Source organism: Pseudomonas sp. CH235 (assembly GCF_004368175.1).
In the GTDB taxonomy this organism is placed as follows: domain Bacteria; phylum Pseudomonadota; class Gammaproteobacteria; order Pseudomonadales; family Pseudomonadaceae; genus Aquipseudomonas; species Aquipseudomonas paraglycinae.
In genome coordinates, this window is sequence record NZ_RRZJ01000011.1 from 95,865 (window position 1) to 121,534 (window position 25,670).

The following is a 25,670-nucleotide window of genomic DNA, read 5'->3' on the forward strand; positions in this document are numbered from 1 at the left end:
TTTGTGCGCAAGTTACTGAATGCTGGCGGTTTTTTGATCAATCTTCGCCAAGCCACGGCGGACGTGGCTTGGCGGTCAGTCTCTACAGGTTATCCACAGGCAGGTGCACGTTTAAACTGGATAACCCGATCCCTCTTCACAGGTCGGTGCGCAGCACCAATTCCACCATCAAGTCATCGGCCAGGGTTTCCAGGCGCGATTGCAGCACGTCCAGCGACAGGGTCAGCGGCACCGCCAGAATCGCCTCGGCGTGGAACAGCGGTTCGCTGCTCATCGGTGCCGGGCGCACCTCGGTCACCAGCCGCTCCAGGTTTACGCCCTGCTCGCTCAGCAACCGGGTGATGTCACGCACGATGCCCGGACGATCATTGCCCACCAGCTCCATGGCGATCGGCTTCCACGTGCAGGCCTGCTCGATACCGCTTTCGGCCACCAGCACGCGGATGCCCTGTGCCGACAAAGCTTGTAGGGCATCGACTAATTCGTCGTAAGCCTCCGCTGGCACGCCGACCCGCAGGATCCCGGCGAACTGCCCGGCCATGCGTGACATGCGGCTTTCCAGCCAGTTGCCGCCGTGTTCGGCGATACATTGGGCGATGCGCTCGACCTGCCCGGGCTTGTCCGGTGCGAAGACGGTGAGTACGAGGTGATCCATGGCGCAGCCCTCTTGTCATGACTTTTGTTATAGAAAAGCAAGTATAGGCAAGCGTTCGACAGACGCCTCAGACGCTCGAAATCACAAATCGTGTACAACTTTTTATATTTAACTGGAACAATCCATTGGTTTTTTGAGAACATCCCGTTCCGCGCCGTGACCGCAATGCGTCATGGGGTCGCAGAACGACGTAATTAGTCTGATTTTCACAACCGCAACTCATCATGTAGTATGCCGCAGCGCGCACTACATAACGCTGGATCGATGTCTGCCCAAGGCACGTTCGCAACCCTGAAAGCCCCGTCAGCAAGGCCCCCAAGCCGTTGATTGGTCCCAGCCCAGCCGCCAGCGATGGCATGTACTGGTCGAGGGGTTTGTGGTTTAAATGGCCAGAGGCTTCATTGTTAAATTGAAGAGCTGAAAAGCGAAATAGCTGAGCAGAGTGAGGCAAGCAATGACTGAACACGTTCAAGTCGGTGGCCTGCAGGTCGCCAAAGTCCTGTTCGACTTCGTGAACAACGAAGCCATTCCCGGTACCGGCCTCACCGCCGACAAATTCTGGGAAGGTGCCGACAAGGTCATTCACGACCTGGCGCCGAAGAACAAAGCCCTACTCGCCAAACGCGATGACTTCCAGGCTCGTATCGATGGCTGGCACCAGAGCCGTGCCGGTCAGCCGCACGACGCCGTGGCCTATAAAGCCTTCCTGCAAGAGATCGGTTATCTGCTGCCAGAAGCGGCTGATTTCCAGGCAACGACGCAAAATGTCGATGACGAAATCGCCCGTACCGCCGGCCCGCAACTCGTGGTTCCGGTGATGAACGCCCGCTTCGCCCTCAACGCCTCGAACGCCCGCTGGGGTTCGCTGTACGACGCCCTGTATGGTACCGACGCCATCAGCGAAGCCGGCGGCGCGGAAAAAGGCAAAGGCTACAACAAGGTGCGTGGCGACAAAGTCATCGCCTTCGCCCGTGCGTTCCTCGACGAAGCCGCGCCACTGGCGAACGGCTCCCACGTCGATTCCACCGGCTACAAGATTGCTGACGGCAAACTGGTGGTCACCCTCAAGGGCGGCAGCACCAGCGGCCTGCGCAACGAAGCTCAGTTGATCGGCTTCCAGGGCGACGCCAATGCGCCGATCGCGATCCTGCTGAAAAACAACGGCCTGCATTTCGAAATCCAGATCGATGCCAGCACCCCGGTCGGCCAGACCGATGCCGCCGGCGTCAAAGACATCCTGATGGAAGCGGCGCTGACCACCATCATGGACTGCGAAGACTCCGTCGCTGCCGTCGATGCCGACGACAAGGTTGTGATCTACCGCAACTGGCTCGGCCTGATGAAGGGCGATCTGGCGGAATCCGTGTCCAAGGGCGGCCAGACCTTCACCCGTACCATGAACCCGGATCGCACTTACACCAAGGTCGACGGCAGCGAACTGACCCTGCACGGCCGCTCGCTGTTGTTCGTGCGTAACGTCGGTCACCTGATGACCATCGACGCGATCCTCGACAAGCACGGCAACGAAGTGCCGGAAGGCATCCTCGACGGTCTGGTGACTTGCCTGGCGGCGATGCACAACCTGAACGGCAACACTTCGCGCAAGAACACCCGCACCGGCTCCGTCTACATCGTCAAACCGAAGATGCACGGCCCGGAAGAAGCGGCGTTCACCAACGAGCTGTTCGGTCGCATCGAAGACGTGCTGGGCCTCAAGCGCAACACCCTGAAAGTCGGGATCATGGACGAGGAACGCCGTACCACGGTCAACCTCAAGGCCTGCATCCAGGCGGCCAGCGAGCGCGTGGTGTTCATCAACACCGGTTTCCTCGACCGCACCGGCGACGAAATCCACACCTCCATGGAAGCCGGCCCGATGGTGCGCAAGGCTGACATGAAGGCCGAGAAGTGGATCGGCGCCTACGAGAACTGGAACGTCGATATCGGTCTGAGCACCGGCCTGCAAGGTCGTGCGCAAATCGGTAAAGGCATGTGGGCGATGCCCGACCTGATGGCGGCGATGCTCGAACAGAAAATCGCTCACCCGCTGGCCGGCGCCAACACTGCCTGGGTTCCGTCGCCGACCGCCGCTGCGCTGCACGCGCTGCACTACCACAAGGTCGACGTGTTCGCCCGTCAGGCCGAGCTGGCCAAACGTGCCCGCGCTTCGGTCGATGACATCCTGACCATCCCGCTGGCGGTCAACCCGAACTGGACCCCGGAGCAGATCAAGAACGAACTGGACAACAACGCCCAGGGCATTCTCGGTTACGTGGTGCGCTGGATCGACCAGGGCGTGGGTTGCTCGAAGGTGCCGGACATCAACGACGTCGGCCTGATGGAAGACCGTGCGACGCTGCGTATCTCCAGCCAGCACATCGCCAACTGGCTGCGCCACGGCGTGGTGACCGAAGCGCAAGTGATGGAAAGCCTCAAGCGCATGGCGCCGGTGGTGGACCGTCAGAACGCCAACGACCCGCTGTACCGTCCGCTGGCCCCGAACTTCGACAGCAACATCGCCTTCCAGGCGGCGATCGAACTGGTGATCGAGGGCACCAAACAGCCGAACGGCTACACCGAGCCGGTCCTGCACCGTCGTCGCCGCGAGTTCAAGGCTGCCAACGGCCTTTAACCTGCGCTGATGCCGGACATGAAAAAGCCCTGATCTTTTGATCAGGGCTTTTTTTGTGCTCGTGAATTTGAGATTGGTGAAGGGCTTTGGATCGCCCCCTCACCCCAACCCTCTCCCCAAGGGGTAGAGGGGGAAAGGGAGCAAATAGGGGGCTTTTCAGAACCTGAGTTCGACTCAATATTTCAGGTCGGCGTATCTCTAACATTCACCTCGGTCAGTCCCCTCTCCCTTCGGGAGAGGGTTAGGGTGAGGGGGCTTTGGCGTTAAGGCTCGATGCCCAGCTCATGCTTGACCAGTCCAAGCAATTTGGCGGTATCAATCGGCTTGAGCAAAAAATCCACCACGCTCAAATGCATCGCCGCAATCGCATCCTTCACGTCGGCATCGCCGGACACAATGATGATCGGCATCGCCGCCCTGACGGATTCGCGCACCTGGCGGATCAGCTCCAGGCCATCGACGTTGCCCATGCGCAGATCGGTGATCACCAACCCGATCGAAGGTTTTTCCGCGAGCATTTTCAGCGCGGTTTCGCCGCTGGCGGCGGTCATGCAACGGATACCGTCCAATCCCAGAATCTCCGACAACAGCTCCCGGGCGTCCTTGTCGTCATCGACGATCAATACACGCTGCGGTGGCAGATCGGGTTCGAGCATTACAGCGCTGAGCGCTTCCCGCTCGGCGTCGCTCAAAATATCGTGGTCGGACATGGCGTTCTCTACGTTTTCAAAATCGATCCCCTGGCACAGTGGTCAGACATCGCTGGGCAGAGCTTCAATGTGCACTTCGTCGGATTTTTTTCCAAGGGGCGAACCGAAGAATTTCCGACTGATTTTGTAGGGCATATCCGAAAACTACCCAACGGCATGCCCAACCTAGACTTACGTCCAATGGGCACCCCGCGCGATGGGGTCGACCATGGCTGCAACGATCCGACAACAACAATTCGAAAAAGACTGCGGTAATGGTTATGAGTAAAGCGGACGCCTTCACCCAGGCAGGGAAAACCGCGGTGTTGCAGAACATTCAGGGCACTTTGCAATTCCTCCAGCGCTTCCCCCCTTTCAATCAAATGGAACACGCCCATCTGGCCTATCTGGTGGAGCAATGCCAGCTGCGCTTCTACGGTCAGGGCGAAAGCATCATCAAACCCGCCGACGGGCCGGTCGAACACTTCTACATCGTCAAGCAGGGCCGGGTGGTCGGCGAGCGTCCGCACACGGCCAAGGGCGGCACCGAAACCACGTTTGAAATTACCACCGGCGAGTGTTTTCCCCTCGCCGCGCTGCTCGGCGAACGGGCGACCCGGACCGAGCATCTGGCCGGCGAAGACACCTTCTGCCTGCAACTGAACAAACTGGCGTTCATCAAGTTGTTCGCCCTCTCCAACACCTTCCGCGATTTCGCCCTGCGCGGGGTCAGCAGCCTGCTCGATCAGGTCAATCAGCAAGTCCAGCAGAAAGCCGTGGAAACCCTCGGCACCCAGTATTCGCTGAACACCCGTCTCGGCGAATTGGCCATGCGCCATCCGGTGACCTGCAGCCCTTCCACCCCACTGCGCGAAGCGGTGAAGCTGATGCACGAACAACAGGTCGGCAGCATCGTCGCGGTGGACGAACACAAGGCGCCGCTGGGGATTTTCACCCTGCGCGACCTGCGCCATGTAGTGGCTGAAGGGGTTGGCGATTTCAGCGAGCCGATCGAACGGCACATGACGCACTCGCCGTTCCATCTGTCGCCGGATCACAGCGCCTTCGACGCCGCGATTGCCATGACCGAACGGCACATCGCCCATGTGTGCCTGGTCAAGGATCGACGCCTGTGCGGCGTGGTTTCCGAGCGCGATCTGTTCTCGCTGCAACGGGTCGATCTGGTGCACCTGGCGCGGACCATTCGCAGTGCCCAGCGGGTCGAACAACTGGTGACCCTGCGCGGCGAGATCGGCCAACTGGTGGAGCGCATGCTCGCTCACGGCGCATCGTCGACCCAGATCACCCACATCATCACCCTGCTCAACGATCACACCGTATGCCGGGTGATCGAACTGACCCTCGCCGAAAAAGGCGATCCCGGTGTGCCATTCAGCTGGCTGTGCTTCGGCAGCGAAGGCCGACGCGAGCAGACCCTGCACACCGATCAGGACAACGGCATTCTGTTCGACGCGCGGGATGCGGCCCACGCGGCGGAGATTCGCGGCAAGCTGCTGCCCATCGCCCAGCAGATCAATAACAGTCTGGCGCAATGCGGCTTCACCCTGTGCAAGGGCAACGTCATGGCCGGCAATCCGCAGCTGTGCCTGTCCCGCGCCGAATGGGCCCGACGCTTTGCCGCGTTCATTCGCGAGGCGACGCCGGAGAACCTGTTGGGCTCAAGCATTTATTTCGACCTGCGGGTGGTCTGGGGCGATGAACAGGGATGCGAGCAACTGCGCCGGGGAATTCTCGATCAGGTCGCTGATAACCGACTGTTCCAGCGAATGATGGCCGAGAACGCCTTGCGCAATCGCCCGCCAGTGGGGCGTTTCCGTGAGTTCGTGCTGACGAAAAAGAACGGCGAGAAAGCCACGCTGGACCTGAAAATTCAGGGCCTGACCCCGTTTGTCGACGGTGCCCGCCTGCTCGCGCTGGCCCATGGCGTCGATGCCAACAACACCCTCGAACGCTTCCGCCAGCTTGTGGATAAAGAAGTCATCGACCGCCTGGATGGCGCCGCGTACGAAGAGGCTTACCACTTCATTCAGCAGACGCGCATGCAGCAGCATCAACTGCAGACCCGGGAAAACCTGCCGTATTCGAACCGGGTCGATCCCGACAGCCTCAATCATCTGGACCGGCGCATCCTGCGTGAATCCCTGCGCCAGGCCCAGCGCCTGCAAAGCAGCCTGACCCTGCGGTATCAGCTATGAGCCTGTTTTCGTGGCTGCGTCCGGCCAGTCCCGTCGTGCCGGACGATCTGCAACAGCGCCTGGCGAAACTGCCGGCCATCGGTGAGCTGCGTGAATGCAGCCTCCGCGAACAGCGTTGGGTGGTACTGGATCTGGAAACCACCGGGCTGAACCTGAACAAGGATCGGGTGCTGTCGATTGGTGCGGTGGCGATTGAGGACGGTGCGATCGACTTTAGCCAGCAATTCGAACGCACCTTGCAATGCCGCGAGCTGAAACTCGGCCCGAGCGTGTTGATTCACGGTCTGGCACCGAGCGCGATTGCCGCCGGCAGCGAGCCCACCGAAGCCCTGGTCGAGCTGCTGGAGTTTATCGGCGACAGTCCGGTGCTGGCGTTTCATGCTTCGTTCGACCAGCACATGCTCGGGCGCGCCTTGAAGGAACATCTGGGGCACAAGTTGCAGACCGTGTTCCTCGACGTGGCGCAGATCGCCCCGCTGGTTTGCCCGCAGGCGCACATTCGCGAAGCGGGGCTGGACGAGTGGATTGACTGGTTCAAGCTCGAAGTGTTCGAACGCCACCACGCGAGCGCCGATGCTCTGGCCACGGCGGAACTGGCGCTGATCCTGTTCAGCCGGGCACGCCAGCAGCAGATCCAGAGCCCGCTGAATCTGCAGCAACGCCTGAGTCAGTGGAAACGCCGCCAGCAGACGCATTCGTTCTGAATCCGGGTTGTCGCCCGACAACCCGACCGGTGGCCAATTGCTAACCATTCCCACCTCTGCCACAATCGCGAACAATTCTCGTTAGTTAACACTTCCCAGTCGGTGTCGTCGTGTCTTCAGCCCAAAGCCCTCACAGTGAGCTCGTCGGTGCGTTGTATCGCGACCACCGCGGCTGGCTGCTGGCCTGGCTGCGCCGCAACGTGGCTTGCCCGCAACGCGCCGAAGACCTGAGCCAGGACACCTTCGTACGCCTGCTCGGCCGCGACGAACTGCTGACCCCGCGCGAACCCCGGGCGTTTCTGGTGGCGATCGCCAAAGGCTTGTTGTTCGACTACTTCCGCCGGGCTGCGCTGGAACAGGCGTATCTGACCGAACTGATGCTGGTCCCCGAGGGCGAACAGCCCTCGGTCGAAGAACAGCAACTGATCCTCGAAGACCTCAAGGCCATCGACCGCATGCTCGGCAAGCTGTCGACCAAGGCCCGCGCCGCTTTCCTCTATAACCGCCTCGACGGCCTGACCCACGCCGAGATCGCCGACAAACTCGGCGTGTCTGTCCCCCGCGTGCGCCAGTACCTGGCCCAGGGCATCCGCCAGTGCTACATCGCACTGTACGGTGAGCCGACATGAGCCCGGCCAGTTCCCGACCGGTCCCGGCCCATGTGCTGGACGCGGCGATTGCCTGGCAATTGACCCTCGATTCCAGCACGCCGCTGGAGCGCGAAGAGTTCGCCAAATGGCACGCGGCCAACGAAGAACACGCTCGCGCCTGGCGCCAGTTGGGCATGCTCGACCAGCGTTTCAGCGTGGCCAACGGCCCGGCACGCACCGCATTGCTGCAATCGCGCGAAGGCATCCGCCGCCGCGTGCGCCAGCTGGGCAGCGGGCTGGCCAGTGTCGTGGCGGTGGTCGGTCTGGCGCTGTTTGCCGGCGAACGTTATCTGCCGCTGGATTACTGGCTCGCCGATCAACGCACCGCCACCGGCGAACAGCGCACCGTGCGCCTGGCCGACGGCACCGTGCTCAACCTCAATACCCACAGCGCGGTGGATGTCCGCTTCGATGAGAAGCAACGGCTGATCGTGTTGCAGGAAGGCGAAATCCTCGTCGAAACCGGTCACGGCGATGCGCGGCCGTTCATCGTCGAAACCGCCGAGGGCAGCATGCGCGCCCTGGGCACGCGGTTCCTGGTCAAGCGCGAAGACGCCGGCACGCGCCTTAGCGTGCTGCAATCAGCGGTGGCGGCGCATCCGCAATCCGATCCGCAAGAGCAGATTCTGCGCGAAGGCCAGCAAGTGCTGATCCGCCACAACGGTCTGGATTCGGTAGTGGCGCTCAACCCCGGCGCCGATGCCTGGACCCGCGGCATGCTGGTGGTGGACAACGCGCGCCTGGAAGACCTGGTGCATGAACTCGGCCGTTATCGTCGAGGCCATCTGGGTATTGCGCCGGAAATCGCCGACCTGCGCATCACCGGCAGCTTCCCGCTGCACGACACCGACAAGGCGCTGAACGCCCTGCTGCCGACCCTGCCGGTGCAGATCGAACAGCACACGCCATGGTGGGTGACCGTGGCCAAGGCTGATCCGAAGCCCTGACATTCAGCGCTTCCTGAGCAATCGCTGTCGCGAGCAGGTCGCGACAGAAACCCCCATCACACCCCATGAAAACGGACTTTCTGCTGACTTGTGCAGCAATGTCGTTCGTTAATCGAAATTATTTTCATCCAGCCCTATCACTTTTCGAATCTCGTCCGGCACACAGGCAATTGAGAAATATTTCCATTCAGGAGCCGCCGTATGTCCCGTTCGCTAGACACCTTGTTGCGCCCCAGTTTGCTGGCGGTCGCCATTGCCCTCTGCACCCCGCTGGCCAGCAGCCAACTGATCGCCGCTGAACAGGCGTCGAGCGTACGCGCCTACAACCTGCCGGCGGCTCCGTTGTCGACCACCCTGAACCAGATCGCCAGCCAGGGCGGCCTCACGCTGTCGCTGAACCCGTCGCTGGCGGCGGGCAAGACCTCGGCGCCGGTCAACGGCCAATATGACGCGGCCGGCGCCCTGCGCGCGGCCCTGCGTGGCACCGGTCTGCAACTGGAACAGAGCAGCGCCGGCACCTACACCCTGGTCGCCGTGCCGGAAGGCGTGATGGCCCTGCCGGAAACTTCGGTGATCGGCGTTGAAAACTATGAAAGCGCCTGGGGCCCGGTCGAAGGCTACACCGCCACCCGCACCGCCGCCGGCACCAAGACCGACACCGCGCTGGTCGAAGCGCCGCGTTCGATTTCGGTCGCCACTCGCCAGCAAATGGACGACCGTGGCGTGCACAGCCTCGATGACGCCGTGCGCTACATGCCTGGCATCACCGCCAGCAGCTACGGCAGCGACACCCGTATCGACTGGCTGCGCGTGCGCGGTTTCGAACCGACCCAATTCCTCGACGGCCTGCCGTTGCCACGCGGCATCTACGCCAACCCGAAACCGGAAACCTGGAACCTCGATCGCCTCGCCCTGCTGCGCGGCCCGGCTTCTTCGGTGTACGGCCAGACCCCGCCGGGCGGCCTGCTGGACATGGTCAGCCGTCGCCCGAGCGATGTGCAAAGCAGCGAAATCCAGTTGCAGTACGGCAGCGACAATCACCGCCAGATCAACTTCGCCAGCACCGGCAAGATCGATGAAGCGGGTCAGTTTTTGTATGGCATCAGCGGCGTGGTGCGTGACAGCGACACGCAGATCGACCACATCGAAAACAAGCGCTACAACATCGCCCCGAGCCTGACCTGGAACATCGACGAAGACACCAAGCTGACCTTGCTCTCGCAGTTCACCCGCGACGATACCGGTGTCACCAGCCAGTTCTACCCGATCCAGGGCACCAAGATCGACATGCCGTTCGGCAAGATTTCCCATCACAAGAACCTGGGCGATCCTGACTACGACTTCTACGACCGTACCTACTACGCGCTCGGCTATGCCTTCGAACATCGCATCAACGACGTATGGCAGTTCAAACAGAATCTGCGTTACACCAAGTCTGATCTGTCGTTCCAGACGGTGACCGTCAACAGCTACAACCCATCCTTCGCCGGCTTCACCGTCGATGATCAGGGCAATGTCGGCCGCGGCACCACCAACGTCGATGAGGACATCAGCCAGTTCGCCGTGGACAACAACTTCCAGGCGGACTTCGCCACCGGCGATATCCGTCACACCCTGTTGCTCGGTCTCGATCACCAGCGCAGCAACGACAACTACACCTCGATCTTCGGCTCCGCACCGGACATCAACGTCAATAACCCGGTCTACGGCCAGACGATCATTCGTCCACCTCGTTCCTCGGCGTTCTATGACTACAACCAGAAAACCTACCAGAGCGGCCTCTACGTGCAGGACCAGATGGCCCTGGACCAATGGCGTCTGACCCTGGGCGGTCGTGAAGACTGGGTGCACACCAGCACCAAGTTCTTCAACAAGGGCGACGCCACCAACACCCAGCGTGACAAGGCGTTCAGCGGTAACGCGGCGATCAGCTACGTGTTCGACTCGGGTTTCGTGCCGTACCTGTCGTACGCCGAATCCTTCCAGCCAACCAGCGGCGCCGATGCCACTGCCACCGACTCGTTCAAACCGACCGAGGGCAAGCAATGGGAACTGGGCATCAAGTACCAGCCACCGGGCAGCAAGACCCTGCTCAGCGCAGCGGTGTATGACCTGACCCAGAAGAACGTCTCGGTCAACTCCATCGTCAACAACGTGACCATCACCAGCCAGACCGGCGAAGTGAAAGTCAAAGGCCTGGAGCTGGAAGCCGTCTCCGACGTTACCGACAACCTGAAAGTCATCGCCGCCTACACCCTGGCCAAGTCCGAAGTGCAGAAAGGCGTCGACAAGGGCAACCGTCTGCAACTGATGCCGAACCAGCAAGCCTCGCTGTGGACCGATTACACCTGGCACAGCGGCGTGCTCGACGGCTTCGGCATCGGCGGCGGCGTGCGCTACACCGGCAACACCTACGGCGACAAGGCCAACACCTGGCTGGGCAAGGCGGACGCCTACACCGTGTTTGACGCCGCCGTGCATTACGACCTCGGCCGTCTGGACAACAGCCTCAAAGGGGCGTCGCTGGCACTCAACGCGACCAACCTGTTCGACAAGGACTACATTTCCACCTGCGACGGTTTCTACTGCTACTACGGCGACCAGCGCAGCGTCATCGCCAGCGCCACCTACAAGTGGTAAGCGCCTGAGCTGAAACAGGCCCTGCAACCAGGCCGTCCCTCGTGGACGGCTTTGGTGTTTTTGAAGGTCATGAAATGAAAAGTAAAACAATTCGCCGCTGGTCCTTCGTCCACACCTGGACCAGCCTGATCTGCACCGTGTTTTTGCTGCTGCTGGCCCTGACCGGCCTGCCGCTGATTTTCCATCACGAGATCGACCACCTGCTGGGCGATGCGCCCGAGTTGCGGGTGATGCCGGCGGATACGCCGCATCTGAACCTGGCGCAACTGGTCGAAGCGGCGGAGAAGCATCGGCCCGGTGAAGTCGTGCAGTACTTCGGCTTCGAAGACGACGAACCGAATGCCGTGCTGACGATCATGGCCAAGACCGCCGGCACCGAGCCCAACTCCTCGCACACCTTCATGCTCGATGCGCGCACCGGCGAAGCCCTGGAAATGCCTTCGGCCAACGGTGGGCTGATGCTGTTCATCCTGCGCCTGCACGTCGACATGTTCGCCGACCTGCCGGGCAAGTTGCTGCTGGCGTTCATGGGTTTGCTGTTCGTGGTCGCGATCGTGTCCGGCACGGTGTTGTACCTGCCGTTCATGCGCCGCTTGAAGTTCGGCACCGTGCGCCAGGACAAATCCACCCGCCTGCGCTGGCTCGACCTGCATAACCTGATCGGCGTGGTCACCCTGACCTGGGCACTGGTGGTCGGCGTTACGGGAGTGATCAGCGCCTGTGCCGACCTGATCATCGCCGCCTGGCGCAGCGATTCGCTCAACGCCATGATCGCGCCCTATCGCGATGCCCCGCCGCTGACGCAACTGGCCCCGGCCACCCGGGTGCTGGACATCGCCGGCAGCGTCACACCGGGGATGAAACCGGACTTCATCGCCTTCCCCGGCACCCGTTTCTCCAGCGAGCACCATTACTCGGTGTTCATGAAGGGCGGCACCCACCTGACCTCGCACCTGCTGACCCCGGTGCTGATCGACGCCAGCACCCTGCAGGTCACGGCGGTGGCAGAACGACCGTGGTACATGGACGCCATGGGCATGTCTCAGCCGCTGCACTTCGGTGACTACGGCGGCATGCCGATGAAAATCCTCTGGGCCACGCTGGACGTGCTGACCATCATCGTCCTCGCCAGCGGCGTGTACTTGTGGGTGGTAAGGCGCAAGGCCGCGAAACCGGTACTGGAACCGGCGGAGGCCTCTGCATGAAGCCGCGTCAGTCGAATTTCTGGAAGGTCTTCAGCACACCGCTGGTGATCGCGCTGCTGAGTGCGGCGGGCCTGTTCGCCGCGCTGCTGGGCGACGGGATCTGGGATGGCTTGAGCTGGATTGGTCTGGGCGTTCCGGCCGCCATTGCCCTGCGTGGACTGCTGCAACGTCGCTGAACGGCTTGAGCCTGACGGGCAACGCGCTATGCTGCCCGTCTTGCCCTTGACCGAGACCCTGCCAATGTCCGCTCCCAGCATGACCCTGTTTCACAACACCCTGTCCCCGTTCGTGCGCAAAGTCATGGTGCTGCTGCACGAGACCGGCCAGCAGGATCGCGTCGCGCTGCAGGACTGCGTACTCAGCCCTGTCAGCCCGGACGCCGCCCTCAACGAAGACAACCCGCTGGGCAAGATCCCGGCCCTGCGCCTGGCCGACGGCAATGTCATCCATGACAGCCGGGTGATCCTTGATTACCTCGACCACCAGCACGTCGGCAACCCGCTGATCCCTCGCGACGGCGCGGCCCGCTGGCGGCGCCTGACCCTGGCCTCGATGGCCGACGGGATCATGGACGCCTCGGTCATGGTGCGTTACGAGCAAGTGCTGCGTGCCCCGGAAAAGCACTGGGACGAATGGCTCGAGGCCCAGCGCGAGAAGATCCGCCGCGCCCTCGCCCTGCTGGAGCGCGACGCGATTGCCGAACTGACCTGCCACTTCGACGTCGCTTCGATCAGCGTGGCCTGTGCGCTGGGTTATCTGGATCTGCGCTTCCCGGATCTGGGCTGGCGTGACGCCAACCCGCAACTGGCCAACTGGTTCTTTGAAGTGAGCCAGCGGCCGTCGATGATTGCGACGATGCCGAAGGCTTGACGCACCGGGCGGGAGGCAACGACGCAAAGATCAGCGTCATCAACACTTCGACCTCCCGCTGCTCCTCACGCAACCCCACAAACCGGCTCATTGCACCGCTCCGATATCGAACTCCAGCGGTTTGGCCGGTTTCTGCCCGATCCCGTACCAGTCCAGATTGCGGGTCAGCACCATGAACACACCCAGCAGACCGAACAGCAGCAGCGAGCCCATCAGCAGCGCGTAATCCTCGGCGCTCAGCAAGCCGTAGAGCAAACCGTACAACGCCGCCAGCCCCGCCGAAAAACTCAAGCCATGCCGCACGCTGCGCAGCACATGGCAGACGTAGAACCCGATCAACAACACACAACCGCTGGCCGACAACAGATACGCCAGGGCAAAACCGATGTGCTCCGACAACGACAGCAGCAACAGATAAAAGAACGCCAGCGCCACACCTACCAGCGCGTATTGCACCGGGTGCACTGCCAGGCTTTTCAGTACTTCGAACAGGAAGAAACCGGCGAACGTCAGGACGATGAACAACAACGCATATTTGATCGCCCGATCGCTCTTCAGGTACTGATCCACCGGATCGATGAAGCTCACGCCGAAACTGCGCCCGTTGAACGTCTCGCAATCATTGCCCGACACGCAGCGGCTCATCGCCTCTTGCAAATTGGTGGAGAAAAACGAGGTCTGCCAATCGGCGGTGAAACCCTGATCGGTGATCTCGCGTTTGGCCGGCAGGAAGTTACCGATGAAGCTTGGGTGCGGCCAGTTGGCAGCGAGGTTCACGCGGCTGGTCTTGCCCACCGGCAGCACCTGCAACGAGCCGGTGCCTTGCAGGCGCAGGTCGAAGCCGAAGGCCAGTTCCGTGGTCTTGCTGGTGTCCAGCGCCGGCAGCGTCACTCGCACACCCTCGCCCAGCCAGCCGACCTGAGTACCCGGAACGAAGTCCAGGCGTTGCGCGCCAAGCTCCAGCTTCAGCGCATTTTCGATACCGCGAATATCACTGATGCCGACCGCCAGGAACGGCGCATCGAAGGTGTAATCGGCAAAATCCTCCTTGATCCCCAACTGCGCCGGCAGCGAGAAATGCCCGCTGATACGGTTATCGGCATGGAACAGCCGCGCCTCGTAAATGCCACGGGCGCGCAGTTCGGTCTGCACCTGGCCGTCGAGTTCAAAACGCTCCGGCAGAAAATACAGGCGCCCGCGCTCTTCGCCGATTTCCTGGTAGCGCTCGTCGCTCTTCTCCTTGGTTTTCCAGGTGCGCACCACTTTGCGATACGGCACAACCATCACCGGCCCGCTGAGTTGCTGGCTGTAGCTTGAGCTTCTGGCAATGTCTTCCAGCACACCGTCACGCAGTTGCTGGCGATCGTCGATGATGCCGTCGATCATCAGCAGCGGCACCAGCAATACCAGGATCAGCAGGGCAATGGCCCCGAGTTTTATCGTCAGACTTTTGTTCATGGGACTCTCCCTGTTTCGATGGGCAGAGTCTGCAAAGGGGATGTGGGGGTTTTATGGGAGGAATGTGGAGTTTGTGTGGAAACTACAACTGCAGAACGACTTCCACCCCACCTTCAACGTTGCCGATGCGCATTGATCCACCGTGCAACTTGACCACCTCCTCGACGAAGTTCAGCCCGAGTCCGGTGCTTTTACGTCCGCTGTCCGGGCGTGGCAAGGAGTAGAAACGCTCGCTCAAACGGGGCAAGGCATAGTCGGGAATCGGCGTGGTTTCGTTGAACAGGCGAAGCTCGACCTGCTCGCCGATTCTCTCGGCACCAAAGCGCAGCAGACCGTGTGACGGCGTGAAATCCAGTGCGTTCTCCAGCAGATTGCCCAGCGCCTGTCGCAGCAGAAATGGCTCGCCGATCAACGCCAGATCCGCCGCGATGGCTTGTTCGATACGCAGTTGCCGGCCTTCGATGCGTGCCATCTGTGCCTGAAGCAGCTCATTCACCAGCGCCGCCAACGGCACGGCGACACGCTCCTCAAGACCCTGCCGCTGTTCGACCTGGGCAAGGTTCAGCAGACGTTCGATCAACTGCTGCATCCGGGCACTTTCACTGTCGATGTTGCCGACAAAGCGCAATCGCTGATCCGCCGGCATCTCGCCCTGCAACAACTCGGCGGCACCGCGAATCGCCGCCAGCGGGCTCTTCAATTCATGGGTCAGGGTGTGCACATAGCGTTCGACGTAGGCCTTGCCTTCGAGCTGGGTGCGCATCTGTTCCACGGCGGTCGCCAACTGCTCCAGCTCGCCGCCGCGATAATGCGGCACCGCCACCCGCCGGCCCTCGCTCACAGCCTGGGCGTACACAGTCAAGCGGTGCAGCGCGCGGCTCAGCCACCACGACAGCACGGCGCCGAGCAGCAGGCCGAGGCCGATCAATCCGGCGCCGTACCCGAGCAAACGGCGTTCGGTGCGATCGACGTAGGGTTGCAGTGAACTGTTGGGTTTGGCCACGGTGACCACGCCGATGATCGCGCCGTTGTCGCGGATCGGCGCGCCGACGTGCATCACTGAAGAATTCGGATCATTCGGGTCACTGCGGCTGGAGCGTGCGCCGTATTCGCCGCGCAGGGTCAGGTAGACGTCGTTCCAGCGCGAGTAGTCCTGACCGACGGCCAGACCACTGGAGTCCAGCACCACGATGCCCTTGGCGTCGGTGACGTAGATGCGGTGGTTGACCTGGTTTTTCGCCAGTCCCCAGATCGTCGCCTTCGGCTGGCGTTCGCCATAAGCGCGGAGCAGCTCCGGCCAGCGATTCTGGTTGAGGGTGCCGGCCTTGAAATCATCCCGCAGGATTTCCGCCATCAGGTTGGCGGTGTCGACCAGGGTTTCTTCGGTGGACTGGCGCACACCGGGACGGATTTCTTCCATCACGGTGTTGAGCACGAAATACCCGGTCAGGCCGATGAACAGCACGTACACCAGGAAAATCCGCAGCCCCAGCGACATCAGCTGTGCCCCGGGCTGTAGCTGTAACCGAGGCCGCGATGGGTCTGGATCGGCTCGGCCTCGGCGCGCACCAGACGCAATTTGGCGCGCACGCTTTTGATATGGCTGTCGATGCTGCGCTCGTAACCGGCATCCGCCGCCACGCCCAGCGCATCGAGCAGTTGCTCGCGGCTGAACACCCGCTCGGGTTGTTCGAGCAGGCATTGCAGCAGACGGAATTCGTGGCGGGTGAGGCTCAGGGGTTGGCCGCGATAGCTGATCTGCACACGTTCGGGATCGACGCGAAACAGCGCCGAGGACGCCTCGATGACCGGACGTGGCGCCATGCGCTTGAGAATCGCCCGGACTCGTGCCGCCACTTCGCGCGGGCTGAACGGCTTGACCACGTAATCATCGGCGCCGATTTCCAGGCCCACCACGCGGTCGATTTCGGCATTGCGCGCGCTGAGGAACAGCACCGGCACTTCACTGAAGCGACGCAGCTGTTTGCAGGTCTCGAAGCCGCTGATGTCCGGCAGGCCGATGTCGAGGATGATCAGATCCGCCGGGTTCTGGCGCTGATGCTCCAGCGCCGCCGCGCCCAGGCTCAGCCAGGTCGTGGTGAAGCCCTCGCCCTGCAAGGCAAAAATCAGCGTGTCGGCAATCGCCGCTTCGTCTTCGACAATCAGGATATGAGGCATGGCGTCCGAGCCTGTGGGTTAAGTGCGCGAACGGTGCCCCAAGCCCGGCGTTACGTCAATGAGACCACCAGCGTCGCGTCTCACAAATGCGTTCCTTTTTTGACGAGTGGCTGTTGTCGTCAGGCAAGGCGCCGCGACGAGTCATAGCCCGCTATGGCGAGGAGCGGCAACGCAGCATGACGGCAACAGACACCGTCAAAAAGGAACAGCATTTGCGAGACACGACGCTCGATCAGCAATCAGGTTTGTCAGCGGTGAAGCGTCGCGCTGGGTTCACCGCCGCGCCGAATTCGCGCAGGGCCTTGGCCCCGATCAGCAACGGGTAGTTGAAGTTGCTGCGGTCAGTCAGGTTGACCTCCACGGTACGCTTGACGTCGCCCAGGCACAGCTCCAGATCGACCACCGGACGCTTGGCCACTTCGGTGCTTTCGCCCTCGTCTTCTTCATCCGAGCGACTCTTGATCTTGCTGATCCGCGCGACCTTGTGCTCGTACACCTTGTTGCTGGCGTCCTTGGTGGCCAGACGGAAACGCACCCAGTCTTCGCCGTCGCGTTTGAACGTCTCGATGTCCTTGGCCGACAACGAGGCGGTCAGCGCGCCGGTGTCCATCTTGGCCTTGAGCACTTCGCCGCCGATTTCCGGCAGCGCGATGTATTCGTAACGACCGTACAGGGTCGGTTCGGCGGCGAGCACCGGCAGGGCGACGAGGGAAAGCAGTGCAAGGAGGGATTTCACGTAAAGGGCTTCCTTGGGAAATGGGGGCGTCAGACGCGAGATTTTAGACCGTTGTTTACTTGATCGTTCCCACGCTCCGCGTGGGAACGATCAGACTAACGCGCCACAGGTGAAACATTCGTCACCGGCGGATTTGGCCTGTCGACCGAAGCCACTTATCATGGCGCGCCCATCCGTTTTCCAAGAGTTGCTTATGCGCCGCCTGCTCACCGGCTGTTTCGTCACCCTGCTGCTGTTGTCCAATACCCTCGTGCTCTTCGGACCGCTGATGGTGTTCGCCCTGCTCAAGCTGATCCTGCCGGGGCGCTTTCGCGACTACGCCTCGTGGGCGGTGATGTGGATCGCCGAAACCTGGGCGGAAATCGACAAGCTGATCTTTCGCCTGTGCATCCCCACCCAATGGGACATTCGCGGCGGCGAAGACCTGCGCAGCGACACGTCTTACCTGGTGATCAGCAACCATCAGTCCTGGGTCGATATCCCGGCGCTGATCCAGACCCTCAACCGGCGCACGCCGTTCTTCAAGTTCTTCCTCAAGAAAGAGCTGATCTGGGTGCCGTTCCTGGGCCTGGCCTGGTGGGCGCTGGATTACCCGTTCATGAAGCGTTACACCAAGGCGTTTCTGGCGAAGAACCCGGAACTGGCCGGCAAGGATCTGGAAATCACCAAGGCCGCCTGCGAGCTGTTCAAGCGCCAGCCGGTGACGGTGGTGAACTATCTGGAAGGCACGCGTTACACCGCTGCCAAAAGCACTCAGCAGCAATCGCCGTTCAGTCACCTGCTCAAACCCAAGGCGGGCGGCGTGGCGTTTGTACTGGCGGCGATGGGCGAACAGCTGGACGCGATTCTCGACGTGACCGTGGTTTATCCACAGCAGAAGATTCCGGGGTTCTGGGATCTGATCAGCGGCAACGTGCCGCGCGTGATCATCGACATCCAGACCCGCGAGCTGGATCCGGCCCTGTGGCAGGGCGATTACGAAAACGATCCGGCGTTTCGCGAGAAGGTCCAGAACTGGGTCAACCAGCTCTGGACCCTCAAGGATCAGCGCATCGCCGAACTCAAGGGCGAGCGCCGCTGAGTCACCCGTTGGTGCCGGTGCCCCAGATGCTGCCCAGGCTTTGCAGCAACGAACCGCCGACACCCTGCTGACCGAGGTATTGCAGGAGGATCGGGGCAAACTGGCCGACCATACCGCTGTCCATGCCCAACGCACCGAAAGCGTTGTTCAGGTCATTGGTGTCCTTGACGTTGCCCAGCGCATTTTCCAGCCCGGCGGACTTGCCCGACGAGCCGAGCAAGCCGCTCAACGCCGCCAGATTACCGCTGCCGCCCGACAGCTTGTCGATGCCCGGCACTTCCTTGGCCAGCTCGGAATAGTCCGTGTTGCTCAGTTGGTTCTTCGCCAGGCCCAACATGGCACTGGTACCGCCGACCGCTTGCTGCGGCGTGACGTTCAGCGCGCTCAAGGCACTCAACAGACCGGCGGTTTCCGACGTCGGCGCCGCGGCGGCGGCCTTGTCCCCGCCCTGCATGCCCGATACCGCACCGGCCACGTCATTCAAACTGAAACCGGCAAACACCGGCCCTGCCGCCAGGGTCAGGAGCGATGCCAGGGCAAAACCGCGTGAAATCTTCATTCAGACATCCTCTTGTGGCGTGAAGACCTTCCGTCAAGGGAGGGTCAAACTGCCCGGTTTGACCGGGCATCCGCCGGCATGTTCCGGCGCGGGCCAGCCATTTTCATACCGAAGGCGTGCATGAAACGTGAAAGTCCGAACGCCGGGCGATGAATGGCAGATCCGCGGTTTTGGAACGCAGCACCCCTCATAAAAAACGGCGACCCAGGGTCGCCGTTTTTTTATTGCCTCATCGCTTACGCCGCACTGAACAACTTGTGCGGATCAATCACAAACTTCTTCGGCACGCCGGCATCGAACTCGCCGTAGCCTTCCGGCGCCTGGTCGAGGCTGATGACCTGCACGCCCACCACTTCGGCGATGTTGATGCGGTCCCACATGATCGCCTGCATCAGCTGGCGGTTGTACTTCATCACTGGGGTCTGGCCGGTGTGGAAGCTGTGGGATTTGGCCCAGCCGAGGCCGAAGCGAATGCTCAGGCTGCCCATTTTCGCGGCAGCGTCCACGGCACCCGGATCTTCGGTCACGTACAGGCCCGGAATGCCGATCTTGCCAGCTACGCGCACCACGCCCATCAGCGAGTTGAGTACGGTGGCCGGAGCTTCGGATTTGACGCCGTCGTGACCATGACCACGGGCTTCGAAGCCCACGCAGTCCACCGCGCAATCCACTTCAGGTTCGCCCAGCAGCGCGGCGATCTGTTCGTGCAGCGGGGTGTCTTTCGACAGGTCGACCACTTCAAAACCCTGAGCCTTGGCGTGGGCCAGGCGGATGGTGTTGACGTCGCCGATGATCACCACCGCCGCGCCCAGCAGACGGGCCGAAGCAGCAGCGGCCAGGCCGACCGGGCCTGCGCCCGCGATGTAAACGGTGCTGCCCGGACCAACGCCCGCGGTGACGGCGCCGTGGTAACCGGTCGGCAGAATGTCGGAGAGGCAGGTCAGGTCACGGATTTTCTCCATGGCCTTGTCGCGGTCCGGCAGTTTCAGCAGGTTGAAGTCGGCGTACGGCACCAGCACGTATTCGGCCTGGCCACCGGTCCAGTCGCCCATGTCGACGTAACCGTAGGCACCGCCGGCACGGGCCGGGTTGACGGTCAGGCAGACGCCGGTGTGTTGCTCCTTGCAGGAACGGCAGCGCCCGCAAGCCACGTTGAACGGAACGGACACCAGATCGCCGATTTTCAGGTTCTCGACGTCGGAGCCTTTTTCGATCACTTCACCAGTGATCTCGTGGCCCAGCACCAGACCGGTCTGCGCCGTGGTACGGCCGCGCACCATGTGCTGGTCGGAGCCGCAAATGTTGGTTGAAACCACACGCAGGATGACACCGTGCTCGATCTTCCTGCCGCGCGGATCCTGCATTTTCGGATAGTCGATTTTCTGTACTTCGACCTTGCCAGCGCCGAGATACACCACACCACGATTGCCAGACATGCTTTCACCTCGCTGTTGTTTTTATGGAACCGCGCCGCCCAGGCAGGCAGCGCGTTAAGTGCTCGGGTTATTGCTTGTTGGTTTTGCGTTGTTATGACTTAAAGAACGACGGTGCGATTGGCGTTCAGGAACACCCTCCGCTCAATGTGATAACCCACGGCCCGGGCCAGGGTCAGGCCTTCGATGTCGCGGCCCTTGGCGATCAGGTCTTCGGGGTAATGACTGTGATCCACGGCCTCGACGCCCTGCGCGATGATCGGCCCCTCGTCGAGGTCGTTGTTGATGTAGTGCGCGGTGGCGCCCACCAGTTTCACGCCCTTGTTGTAGGCCTGGTGATACGGCTTGGCGCCCTTGAAGCCCGGCAGCAGCGAGTGATGAATGTTGATCGCCTTGCCATCGAGCTTGCGGCACAGCTCCGGCGACAGCACCTGCATGTAGCGGGCGAGGATCACCAGTTCGGCGCCAGCCTCCTCGATCACTTGCCACACCTGCCGCTCCTGGGCCGGTTTGTCGTTCGGGTCGAGGGGGAAATGGTAGTAGGGAATCTGGTGCCAGTCGGCCAGCGGCTTGAGGTCCGGGTGGTTCGACACCACCGCCGCCACGTCCATCGACAGCTGGCCGATGCGCTGGCGGTAGAGTAAGTCGTTGAGGCAGTGATCGGCCTTGGAGACCATTATCACGACTTTTGGCCGGTAGTTCGGCGCGGTCAGCTCGAAGATCATGCCGAACGCCTGACCGCGTTCGGCGAGGCCGGCGCGGAAGGATTGCTCGTCGAAACCGTCGGGCTGACGGAATTCCACACGAATAAAGAAACGCCCCGAGAGGCGGTCATCGAACGAGTGGTGTTCGGTGACGTAACAGCCCTGCTCGAACAGAAAACGCGTCACCGCGTCCACGGTGCCGAGAACGCTGGGGCAGTCGGCGGTCAGAATCCATGTGTCTGGGGCGCGGCTCATCGTTTTCTCCTGATCAGGCCTGAACGCTAAGGCCGTATTCGGCGGACGCATCCTGCAACCACAACCACCAGTAATCCGAGAAGCTGCGACGGATCAGCAGTTCCCAGGTGTCTTCGGCGGTATGACGGATCATCAGCTGCGACTTGGCGAACACCGTGCCCACAGCCTTGCCGACCGGGAAGTTGTTCGGGTGCACGTCGTAGCTGGTGGATTTCATCAGTACCTGACGTACGTTCGGGCCGCTCAATTCAAGCACTTGCTGGCCGCCGCTGACGTTGACGATTGCGATGTGCAGATCGCCCAGCGCTTCGCGCAGTTTCTGTTCGGCAGCGAACTCTTCACCGCTCGGCACGATCAGCAGCCACTCGTCCGGGCCCATCCATTGCAGGCTGGTTTCGCCTTTGACGATCACACTCAGGGCGCCCGGCAATTCAATGCCCAGCGCCTTGTGCACACCGGCGGCGAACGCGGCATCGTGGCCATCGCCACGGATGGTCAGATGGCCGAGGAGTTTCTTCTCGCGCACGGTGACACCGGCGGTCTTGCGGCCCTTGCCGACCAGGCTGGCGAGGTCGGCGTGATGCAGCGACGACTCGGCCTTGGCCCCGGTGGTCGGGCGTTGTTGGTAAACGTTGGCTGCGGTCATAAAGCACCCTTCCTGAATTCGGTGTCGCTCCCGCGCCAGGCGCGGGAGCGATCAGTTAGATGTTCTGGCGATCACCTTTCGGGTCGAAGAACACCGAAGAAACGATTTCCGCCTCGATCACGCTGCCGTCTGCCAGCGGTGCGAACACCCGCTCGCCCATGCGCTTGAGACCGCCCTTCACCACGCCCATGGCAAACGAATAGCCGAGGGAGTTGTGCGCGTAGCTGGAGGTCACGTGGCCGACCATGGTCATCGGGATCGACTGCTTGGTGTTGAACACCAGTTGCGCACCTTCCGGCAGCCAGACGTTCGGATCGATCGGCTTCAGGCCCACCAGTTGCTTACGCTGGTCACGCACGCAGTCTTCACGGTTCATGCCGCGCTGGCCGATCCACGAGAACGGTTTGGTGCGACCGACGCACCAGCCCATGTTCAGGTCGTCCGGGGTCATCGAGCCGTCGGTGTCCTGGCCGACGATGATGAAGCCCTTCTCCGCCCTCAAGACGTGCATGGTTTCAGTGCCGTACGGGGTCAGGTTGTACTGCTTGCCCGCCTCGACGATTTTTTCCAGCACGCCCATCGCGTAGTCGGCCTGGACGTTGACTTCGTACGACAGCTCACCGGTGAACGAGATGCGGAACACCCGTGCCGGTACACCGCCGACCAGACCTTCTTTCCAGGTCATGAACGGAAACGCTTCGTTGGCCAGGTCGATGTCGGTCACGGCGCTGAGCAGCTTGCGGCTGTTCGGGCCGGACAGGGTCATGGTCGCCCAGTGATCGGTGACGGAGGTGAAGTACACCTTCAGGTCCGGCCATTCGGTCTGGTGGTACAGCTCCAGCCACTGCAGGACGCGAGCCGCGCCGCCGGTGGTGGTGGTCATGACGAAATGGTTGTCGGCCAGACACGCCGTCACACCGTCGTCGAAGACCATGCCGTCTTCCTTGCACATCAGGCCATAACGGGCCTTGCCCACGTCGAGCTTGGTCCAGGCGTTGGTGTACACGCGATTGAGGAACTCGCGGGCGTCCGGGCCCTGGATGTCGATCTTGCCCAGGGTCGAAGCGTCCAGCAGACCGACGCTGTCGCGCACAGCCTTGCATTCGCGTTTGACGGCGGCATGCATGTCTTCGCCGTTTTTCGGGAAGTACCACGGACGTTTCCACTGACCGACGTCTTCGAACTCGGCGCCGTTTTTCAGGTGCCATTGATGCAGTGCGGTGTAACGCACAGGTTCGAAGATGTGCCCGCAGTGACGACCGGCTACCGCGCCGAAAGTGACCGGCGTGTAGTTCGGACGGAACATCGTGGTGCCCATCTGCGGGATGGTCACGTTCAGCGAGCGGGCGGCAATCGCCAGGCCGTTGACGTTGCCGAGCTTGCCCTGATCGGTGCCGAAGCCCAGCGCGGTGTAGCGTTTGACGTGCTCGACCGACTCGAAACCTTCGCGGGTCGCCAGCTCGATGGCCGCGGCGGTCACGTCGTTCTGCAGGTCGACGAATTGCTTCGGCGCCCGCGAAGTGCCCTTCTCGTGCGGCACCTGGAACAGCGCCAACGTCGGCTCTTCCAGACGGCTCAGGGCTTTCGGCAACACGGCTTCAACGGTCTGGAAACCGGCTTCGGACGCAGCGCGCACTCCGCCTTCAAAACCGTCAGCCAGAGAATCGCCAAGACCGTAGACGCCATTGATGCCACCGACGCACACGCGTTTCTGCGGTGCTTCGCCCGGTACGAAGCCGAGGATGTCTTCGCGCCAGATCGGCTTGCCGCCGAGGTGCGACGCCAGGTGAACCACCGGGCTGTAACCGCCGGAGCTGGCGATCAGGTCGCAGTCGAGCCATTCGCCCGGGCTGGTGACCTTGTGGCCTTTGACATCGATCGCCGCCACGCGGGCAGCGGTCACGTGCTTGCTGCCACGGGCCTCGATCACGGCGCTGCCAGTGAGGATGCGAATGCCTTTGGCGCGCGCTTCCTCGACCAATGCGCCACGCGGATTGCTGCGGGCGTCGGCGATGGCGACGACTTGCAGGCTGGCGTCGAGCCAGTCCAGCGCCACGCGGTAGGCGTGATCGTTGTTGGTCGACAGCACCAGCTTTTTGCCCGGTGCCACGCCGTAACGGCGCACGTAAGTCGACACCGCACCGGCGAGCATGTTGCCCGGAACGTCGTTGTTGCCGTAGACCAGCGGACGCTCGTGAGCGCCGGTCGCCAGCACCACACGCTTGGCGCGGACGCGGTGGATGCGCTGACGCACCTGGCCGATCGGCGCGCGGTCACCGAGGTGATCGGTGAGGCGTTCATGAATGGTCAGGAAGTTGTGGTCGTGGTAGCCGTTGACCGTGGCGCGCGGCAACAGCAGCACGTCCGGAGTGTTCTTCAATTCAGCGATGACGCCGGCCACCCATTCCATCGCCGGTTTGCCGTCGAGGCTTTCGCGGGAATCGAGCAGGCTGCCGCCGAACTCTTCCTGTTCATCGGCGATGATCACCCGCGCACCACTGCGGGCAGCAGCCAGTGCTGCGGCTAGACCGGCCGGGCCGGCGCCGACGATCAGCACGTCGCAGTGCTGGTTCATGTAGTCGTAGGTGTCCGGATCGACTTCGGTCGGCGAACGGCCCAGGCCGGCAGCCTTGCGAATGTACTTCTCGTAAGTCATCCAGAACGATTGCGGGTACATGAAGGTTTTGTAGTAGAAACCCGGCGGCATCAGCTTGCCGCCGACCTTGCCGAGAATCCCCATCATATCGTTGTTGACGCTCGGCCAGCCGTTGGTGCTGGTGGCGACCAGGCCCTGGTACAGCGCCTGTTGCGTGGCGCGCACGTTAGGGATCTGGGTGGCTTCGGTAGCACCGATCTGCAGGACAGCGTTCGGCTCTTCGGCGCCGGCGGCGAAGATGCCGCGCGGACGCGAATACTTGAAGCTGCGGCCAATGATGTCGACGCCGTTGGCCAGCAGGGCTGCGGCCAGCGAGTCGCCTTCAAACCCTTTGTAGGTCTGGCCGTTGAAGGTGAAGCTCAGCACTTTGTTGCGGTCGATCCGTCCACCGTTGGACAGGCGATTGGTCTGGCTCATACCTTCTCTCCCAGCGCCGTCGTGGCTGTTTTCGCAGTGTCAGCCTTGTCGGTGAATTGCGGCTTGGTGCCGATCTTGTAGGTTTCGAGAATCTCGTAGGTCACGGTGTCGCGGGTGACGTTGAAGTACTGGCGGCAACCGGCGACGTGATCCCACAGTTCGTGGTGCAGACCGCGCGGGTTGTCGCGGAAGAACATGTAGTCGCCCCACTCCTCGTCGGTGCAGCTGTTCGGATCCAGCGGACGCGGGATGTGCGCCTGGCCGGATGCGTGGAATTCCTCTTCGGAGCGCAGTTCGCCGCAGTGAGGACAGAAGATATGCAACATGGGGATTTCTCCT

The 25,670-nt window shown here is 61.9% G+C and carries 22 protein-coding genes; 10 read left to right on the forward strand and 12 right to left on the reverse strand.

Going from position 1 to position 25,670, the window contains the following annotated elements; genetic code table 11:
• Positions 1-136: 136 nt before the first annotated feature.
• Positions 137-655, reverse strand: coding sequence for a glycine cleavage system protein R (locus EIY71_RS14205; RefSeq protein WP_011336250.1), 519 nt, complete (start codon positions 653-655; stop codon positions 137-139).
• A gap of 454 nt (positions 656-1,109) precedes the next feature.
• Between EIY71_RS14205 and EIY71_RS14210 the strand changes: the two genes are divergently transcribed.
• Positions 1,110-3,287, forward strand: a complete 2,178-nt coding sequence (locus EIY71_RS14210; protein WP_134022049.1) for a malate synthase G — start codon at positions 1,110-1,112, stop codon at positions 3,285-3,287.
• A 263-nt stretch (positions 3,288-3,550) separates the two neighbouring features.
• On the opposite strand, the gene EIY71_RS14215 is transcribed toward EIY71_RS14210, so the two are convergent.
• Positions 3,551-3,997 carry a response regulator gene (locus EIY71_RS14215; RefSeq protein WP_108563414.1) on the reverse strand — a complete coding sequence of 149 codons (447 nt, stop codon included), beginning with the start codon at positions 3,995-3,997 and terminating at the stop codon, positions 3,551-3,553.
• Positions 3,998-4,251: 254 nt separating this feature from the next.
• Between EIY71_RS14215 and EIY71_RS14220 the strand changes: the two genes are divergently transcribed.
• The 8 genes from EIY71_RS14220 to EIY71_RS14255 all read left to right on the forward strand — a co-directional run bounded on the left by EIY71_RS14220 (position 4,252) and on the right by EIY71_RS14255 (position 13,208).
• On the forward strand, positions 4,252-6,192 hold the full coding sequence (locus tag EIY71_RS14220; RefSeq protein WP_129972192.1) for a putative nucleotidyltransferase substrate binding domain-containing protein: 1,941 nt from the start codon (positions 4,252-4,254) through the stop codon (positions 6,190-6,192).
• Entirely contained in the window at positions 6,189-6,896 is a 708-nt protein-coding gene (locus tag EIY71_RS14225) for a PolC-type DNA polymerase III (protein WP_102718886.1), read from the forward strand. The genes EIY71_RS14220 and EIY71_RS14225 overlap by 4 nt, the downstream gene beginning before the upstream one ends.
• A 110-nt stretch (positions 6,897-7,006) precedes the next feature.
• Positions 7,007-7,525, forward strand: coding sequence for an RNA polymerase sigma factor (locus EIY71_RS14230; protein ID WP_102685714.1), 519 nt, complete (start codon positions 7,007-7,009; stop codon positions 7,523-7,525).
• A complete protein-coding gene (locus EIY71_RS14235; protein WP_134022051.1) occupies positions 7,522-8,493 on the forward strand; it encodes a FecR family protein in 972 nt (323 codons plus the stop codon). The genes EIY71_RS14230 and EIY71_RS14235 overlap by 4 nt, the downstream gene beginning before the upstream one ends.
• Positions 8,494-8,694: 201 nt before the next feature.
• Entirely contained in the window at positions 8,695-11,133 is a 2,439-nt protein-coding gene (locus EIY71_RS14240; RefSeq protein WP_102718888.1) for a TonB-dependent siderophore receptor, read from the forward strand.
• A 74-nt stretch (positions 11,134-11,207) separates the two neighbouring features.
• Positions 11,208-12,338, forward strand: a complete 1,131-nt coding sequence (locus EIY71_RS14245; protein ID WP_085746622.1) for a PepSY domain-containing protein — start codon at positions 11,208-11,210, stop codon at positions 12,336-12,338.
• Positions 12,335-12,514 carry a hypothetical protein gene (locus tag EIY71_RS14250; RefSeq protein ID WP_085697754.1) on the forward strand — a complete coding sequence of 60 codons (180 nt, stop codon included), beginning with the start codon at positions 12,335-12,337 and terminating at the stop codon, positions 12,512-12,514. The genes EIY71_RS14245 and EIY71_RS14250 overlap by 4 nt, the downstream gene beginning before the upstream one ends.
• Positions 12,515-12,578: 64 nt before the next feature.
• On the forward strand, positions 12,579-13,208 hold the full coding sequence (locus tag EIY71_RS14255) for a glutathione S-transferase (protein WP_085746824.1): 630 nt from the start codon (positions 12,579-12,581) through the stop codon (positions 13,206-13,208).
• An 87-nt stretch (positions 13,209-13,295) separates the two neighbouring features.
• Here the strand turns inward: EIY71_RS14255 and creD are convergent, their stop codons facing one another.
• The 4 genes from creD to EIY71_RS14275 form a co-directional block, all read right to left on the reverse strand.
• Positions 13,296-14,666 carry a cell envelope integrity protein CreD gene (creD, locus tag EIY71_RS14260; RefSeq protein WP_085746623.1) on the reverse strand — a complete coding sequence of 457 codons (1,371 nt, stop codon included), beginning with the start codon at positions 14,664-14,666 and terminating at the stop codon, positions 13,296-13,298.
• Between the two features lie 82 nt (positions 14,667-14,748).
• Entirely contained in the window at positions 14,749-16,164 is a 1,416-nt protein-coding gene (gene creC, locus EIY71_RS14265) for a two-component system sensor histidine kinase CreC (RefSeq protein ID WP_134022053.1), read from the reverse strand.
• Positions 16,164-16,844 (reverse strand): two-component system response regulator CreB, encoded by a 681-nt coding sequence (creB, locus tag EIY71_RS14270; RefSeq protein ID WP_085746625.1) that lies wholly within the window; start codon positions 16,842-16,844, stop codon positions 16,164-16,166. Before creB ends, creC begins: the two co-directional genes overlap by 1 nt.
• Positions 16,845-17,076: 232 nt before the next feature.
• A complete protein-coding gene (locus EIY71_RS14275) occupies positions 17,077-17,580 on the reverse strand; it encodes an ATP-dependent zinc protease (protein ID WP_007959815.1) in 504 nt (167 codons plus the stop codon).
• A 193-nt stretch (positions 17,581-17,773) separates the two neighbouring features.
• Between EIY71_RS14275 and EIY71_RS14280 the strand changes: the two genes are divergently transcribed.
• Positions 17,774-18,661: an acyltransferase gene (locus EIY71_RS14280; RefSeq protein WP_129972196.1), complete on the forward strand. Its 888-nt coding sequence runs from the start codon at positions 17,774-17,776 to the stop codon at positions 18,659-18,661.
• A gap of 1 nt (position 18,662) precedes the next feature.
• Here the strand turns inward: EIY71_RS14280 and EIY71_RS14285 are convergent, their stop codons facing one another.
• The 6 genes from EIY71_RS14285 to EIY71_RS14310 all read right to left on the reverse strand — a co-directional run bounded on the left by EIY71_RS14285 (position 18,663) and on the right by EIY71_RS14310 (position 25,657).
• The gene (locus EIY71_RS14285; protein ID WP_007959813.1) at positions 18,663-19,220 is read right to left on the reverse strand and encodes a DUF2780 domain-containing protein; all 558 of its coding nucleotides are present in this window, start codon (positions 19,218-19,220) and stop codon (positions 18,663-18,665) included.
• Positions 19,221-19,456: 236 nt separating this feature from the next.
• The gene (gene fdhA / locus EIY71_RS14290; RefSeq protein ID WP_007959809.1) at positions 19,457-20,656 is read right to left on the reverse strand and encodes a formaldehyde dehydrogenase, glutathione-independent; all 1,200 of its coding nucleotides are present in this window, start codon (positions 20,654-20,656) and stop codon (positions 19,457-19,459) included.
• Positions 20,657-20,754: 98 nt separating this feature from the next.
• Positions 20,755-21,612 carry a formyltetrahydrofolate deformylase gene (gene purU / locus EIY71_RS14295; protein WP_007959808.1) on the reverse strand — a complete coding sequence of 286 codons (858 nt, stop codon included), beginning with the start codon at positions 21,610-21,612 and terminating at the stop codon, positions 20,755-20,757.
• A 13-nt stretch (positions 21,613-21,625) separates the two neighbouring features.
• Positions 21,626-22,258, reverse strand: a complete 633-nt coding sequence (locus tag EIY71_RS14300; RefSeq protein WP_064599941.1) for a sarcosine oxidase subunit gamma — start codon at positions 22,256-22,258, stop codon at positions 21,626-21,628.
• Positions 22,259-22,313: 55 nt separating this feature from the next.
• The gene (locus EIY71_RS14305; RefSeq protein ID WP_134022055.1) at positions 22,314-25,331 is read right to left on the reverse strand and encodes a sarcosine oxidase subunit alpha; all 3,018 of its coding nucleotides are present in this window, start codon (positions 25,329-25,331) and stop codon (positions 22,314-22,316) included.
• A complete protein-coding gene (locus EIY71_RS14310) occupies positions 25,328-25,657 on the reverse strand; it encodes a sarcosine oxidase subunit delta (protein WP_011336273.1) in 330 nt (109 codons plus the stop codon). The genes EIY71_RS14305 and EIY71_RS14310 overlap by 4 nt, the downstream gene beginning before the upstream one ends.
• Positions 25,658-25,670 lie beyond the last annotated feature (13 nt).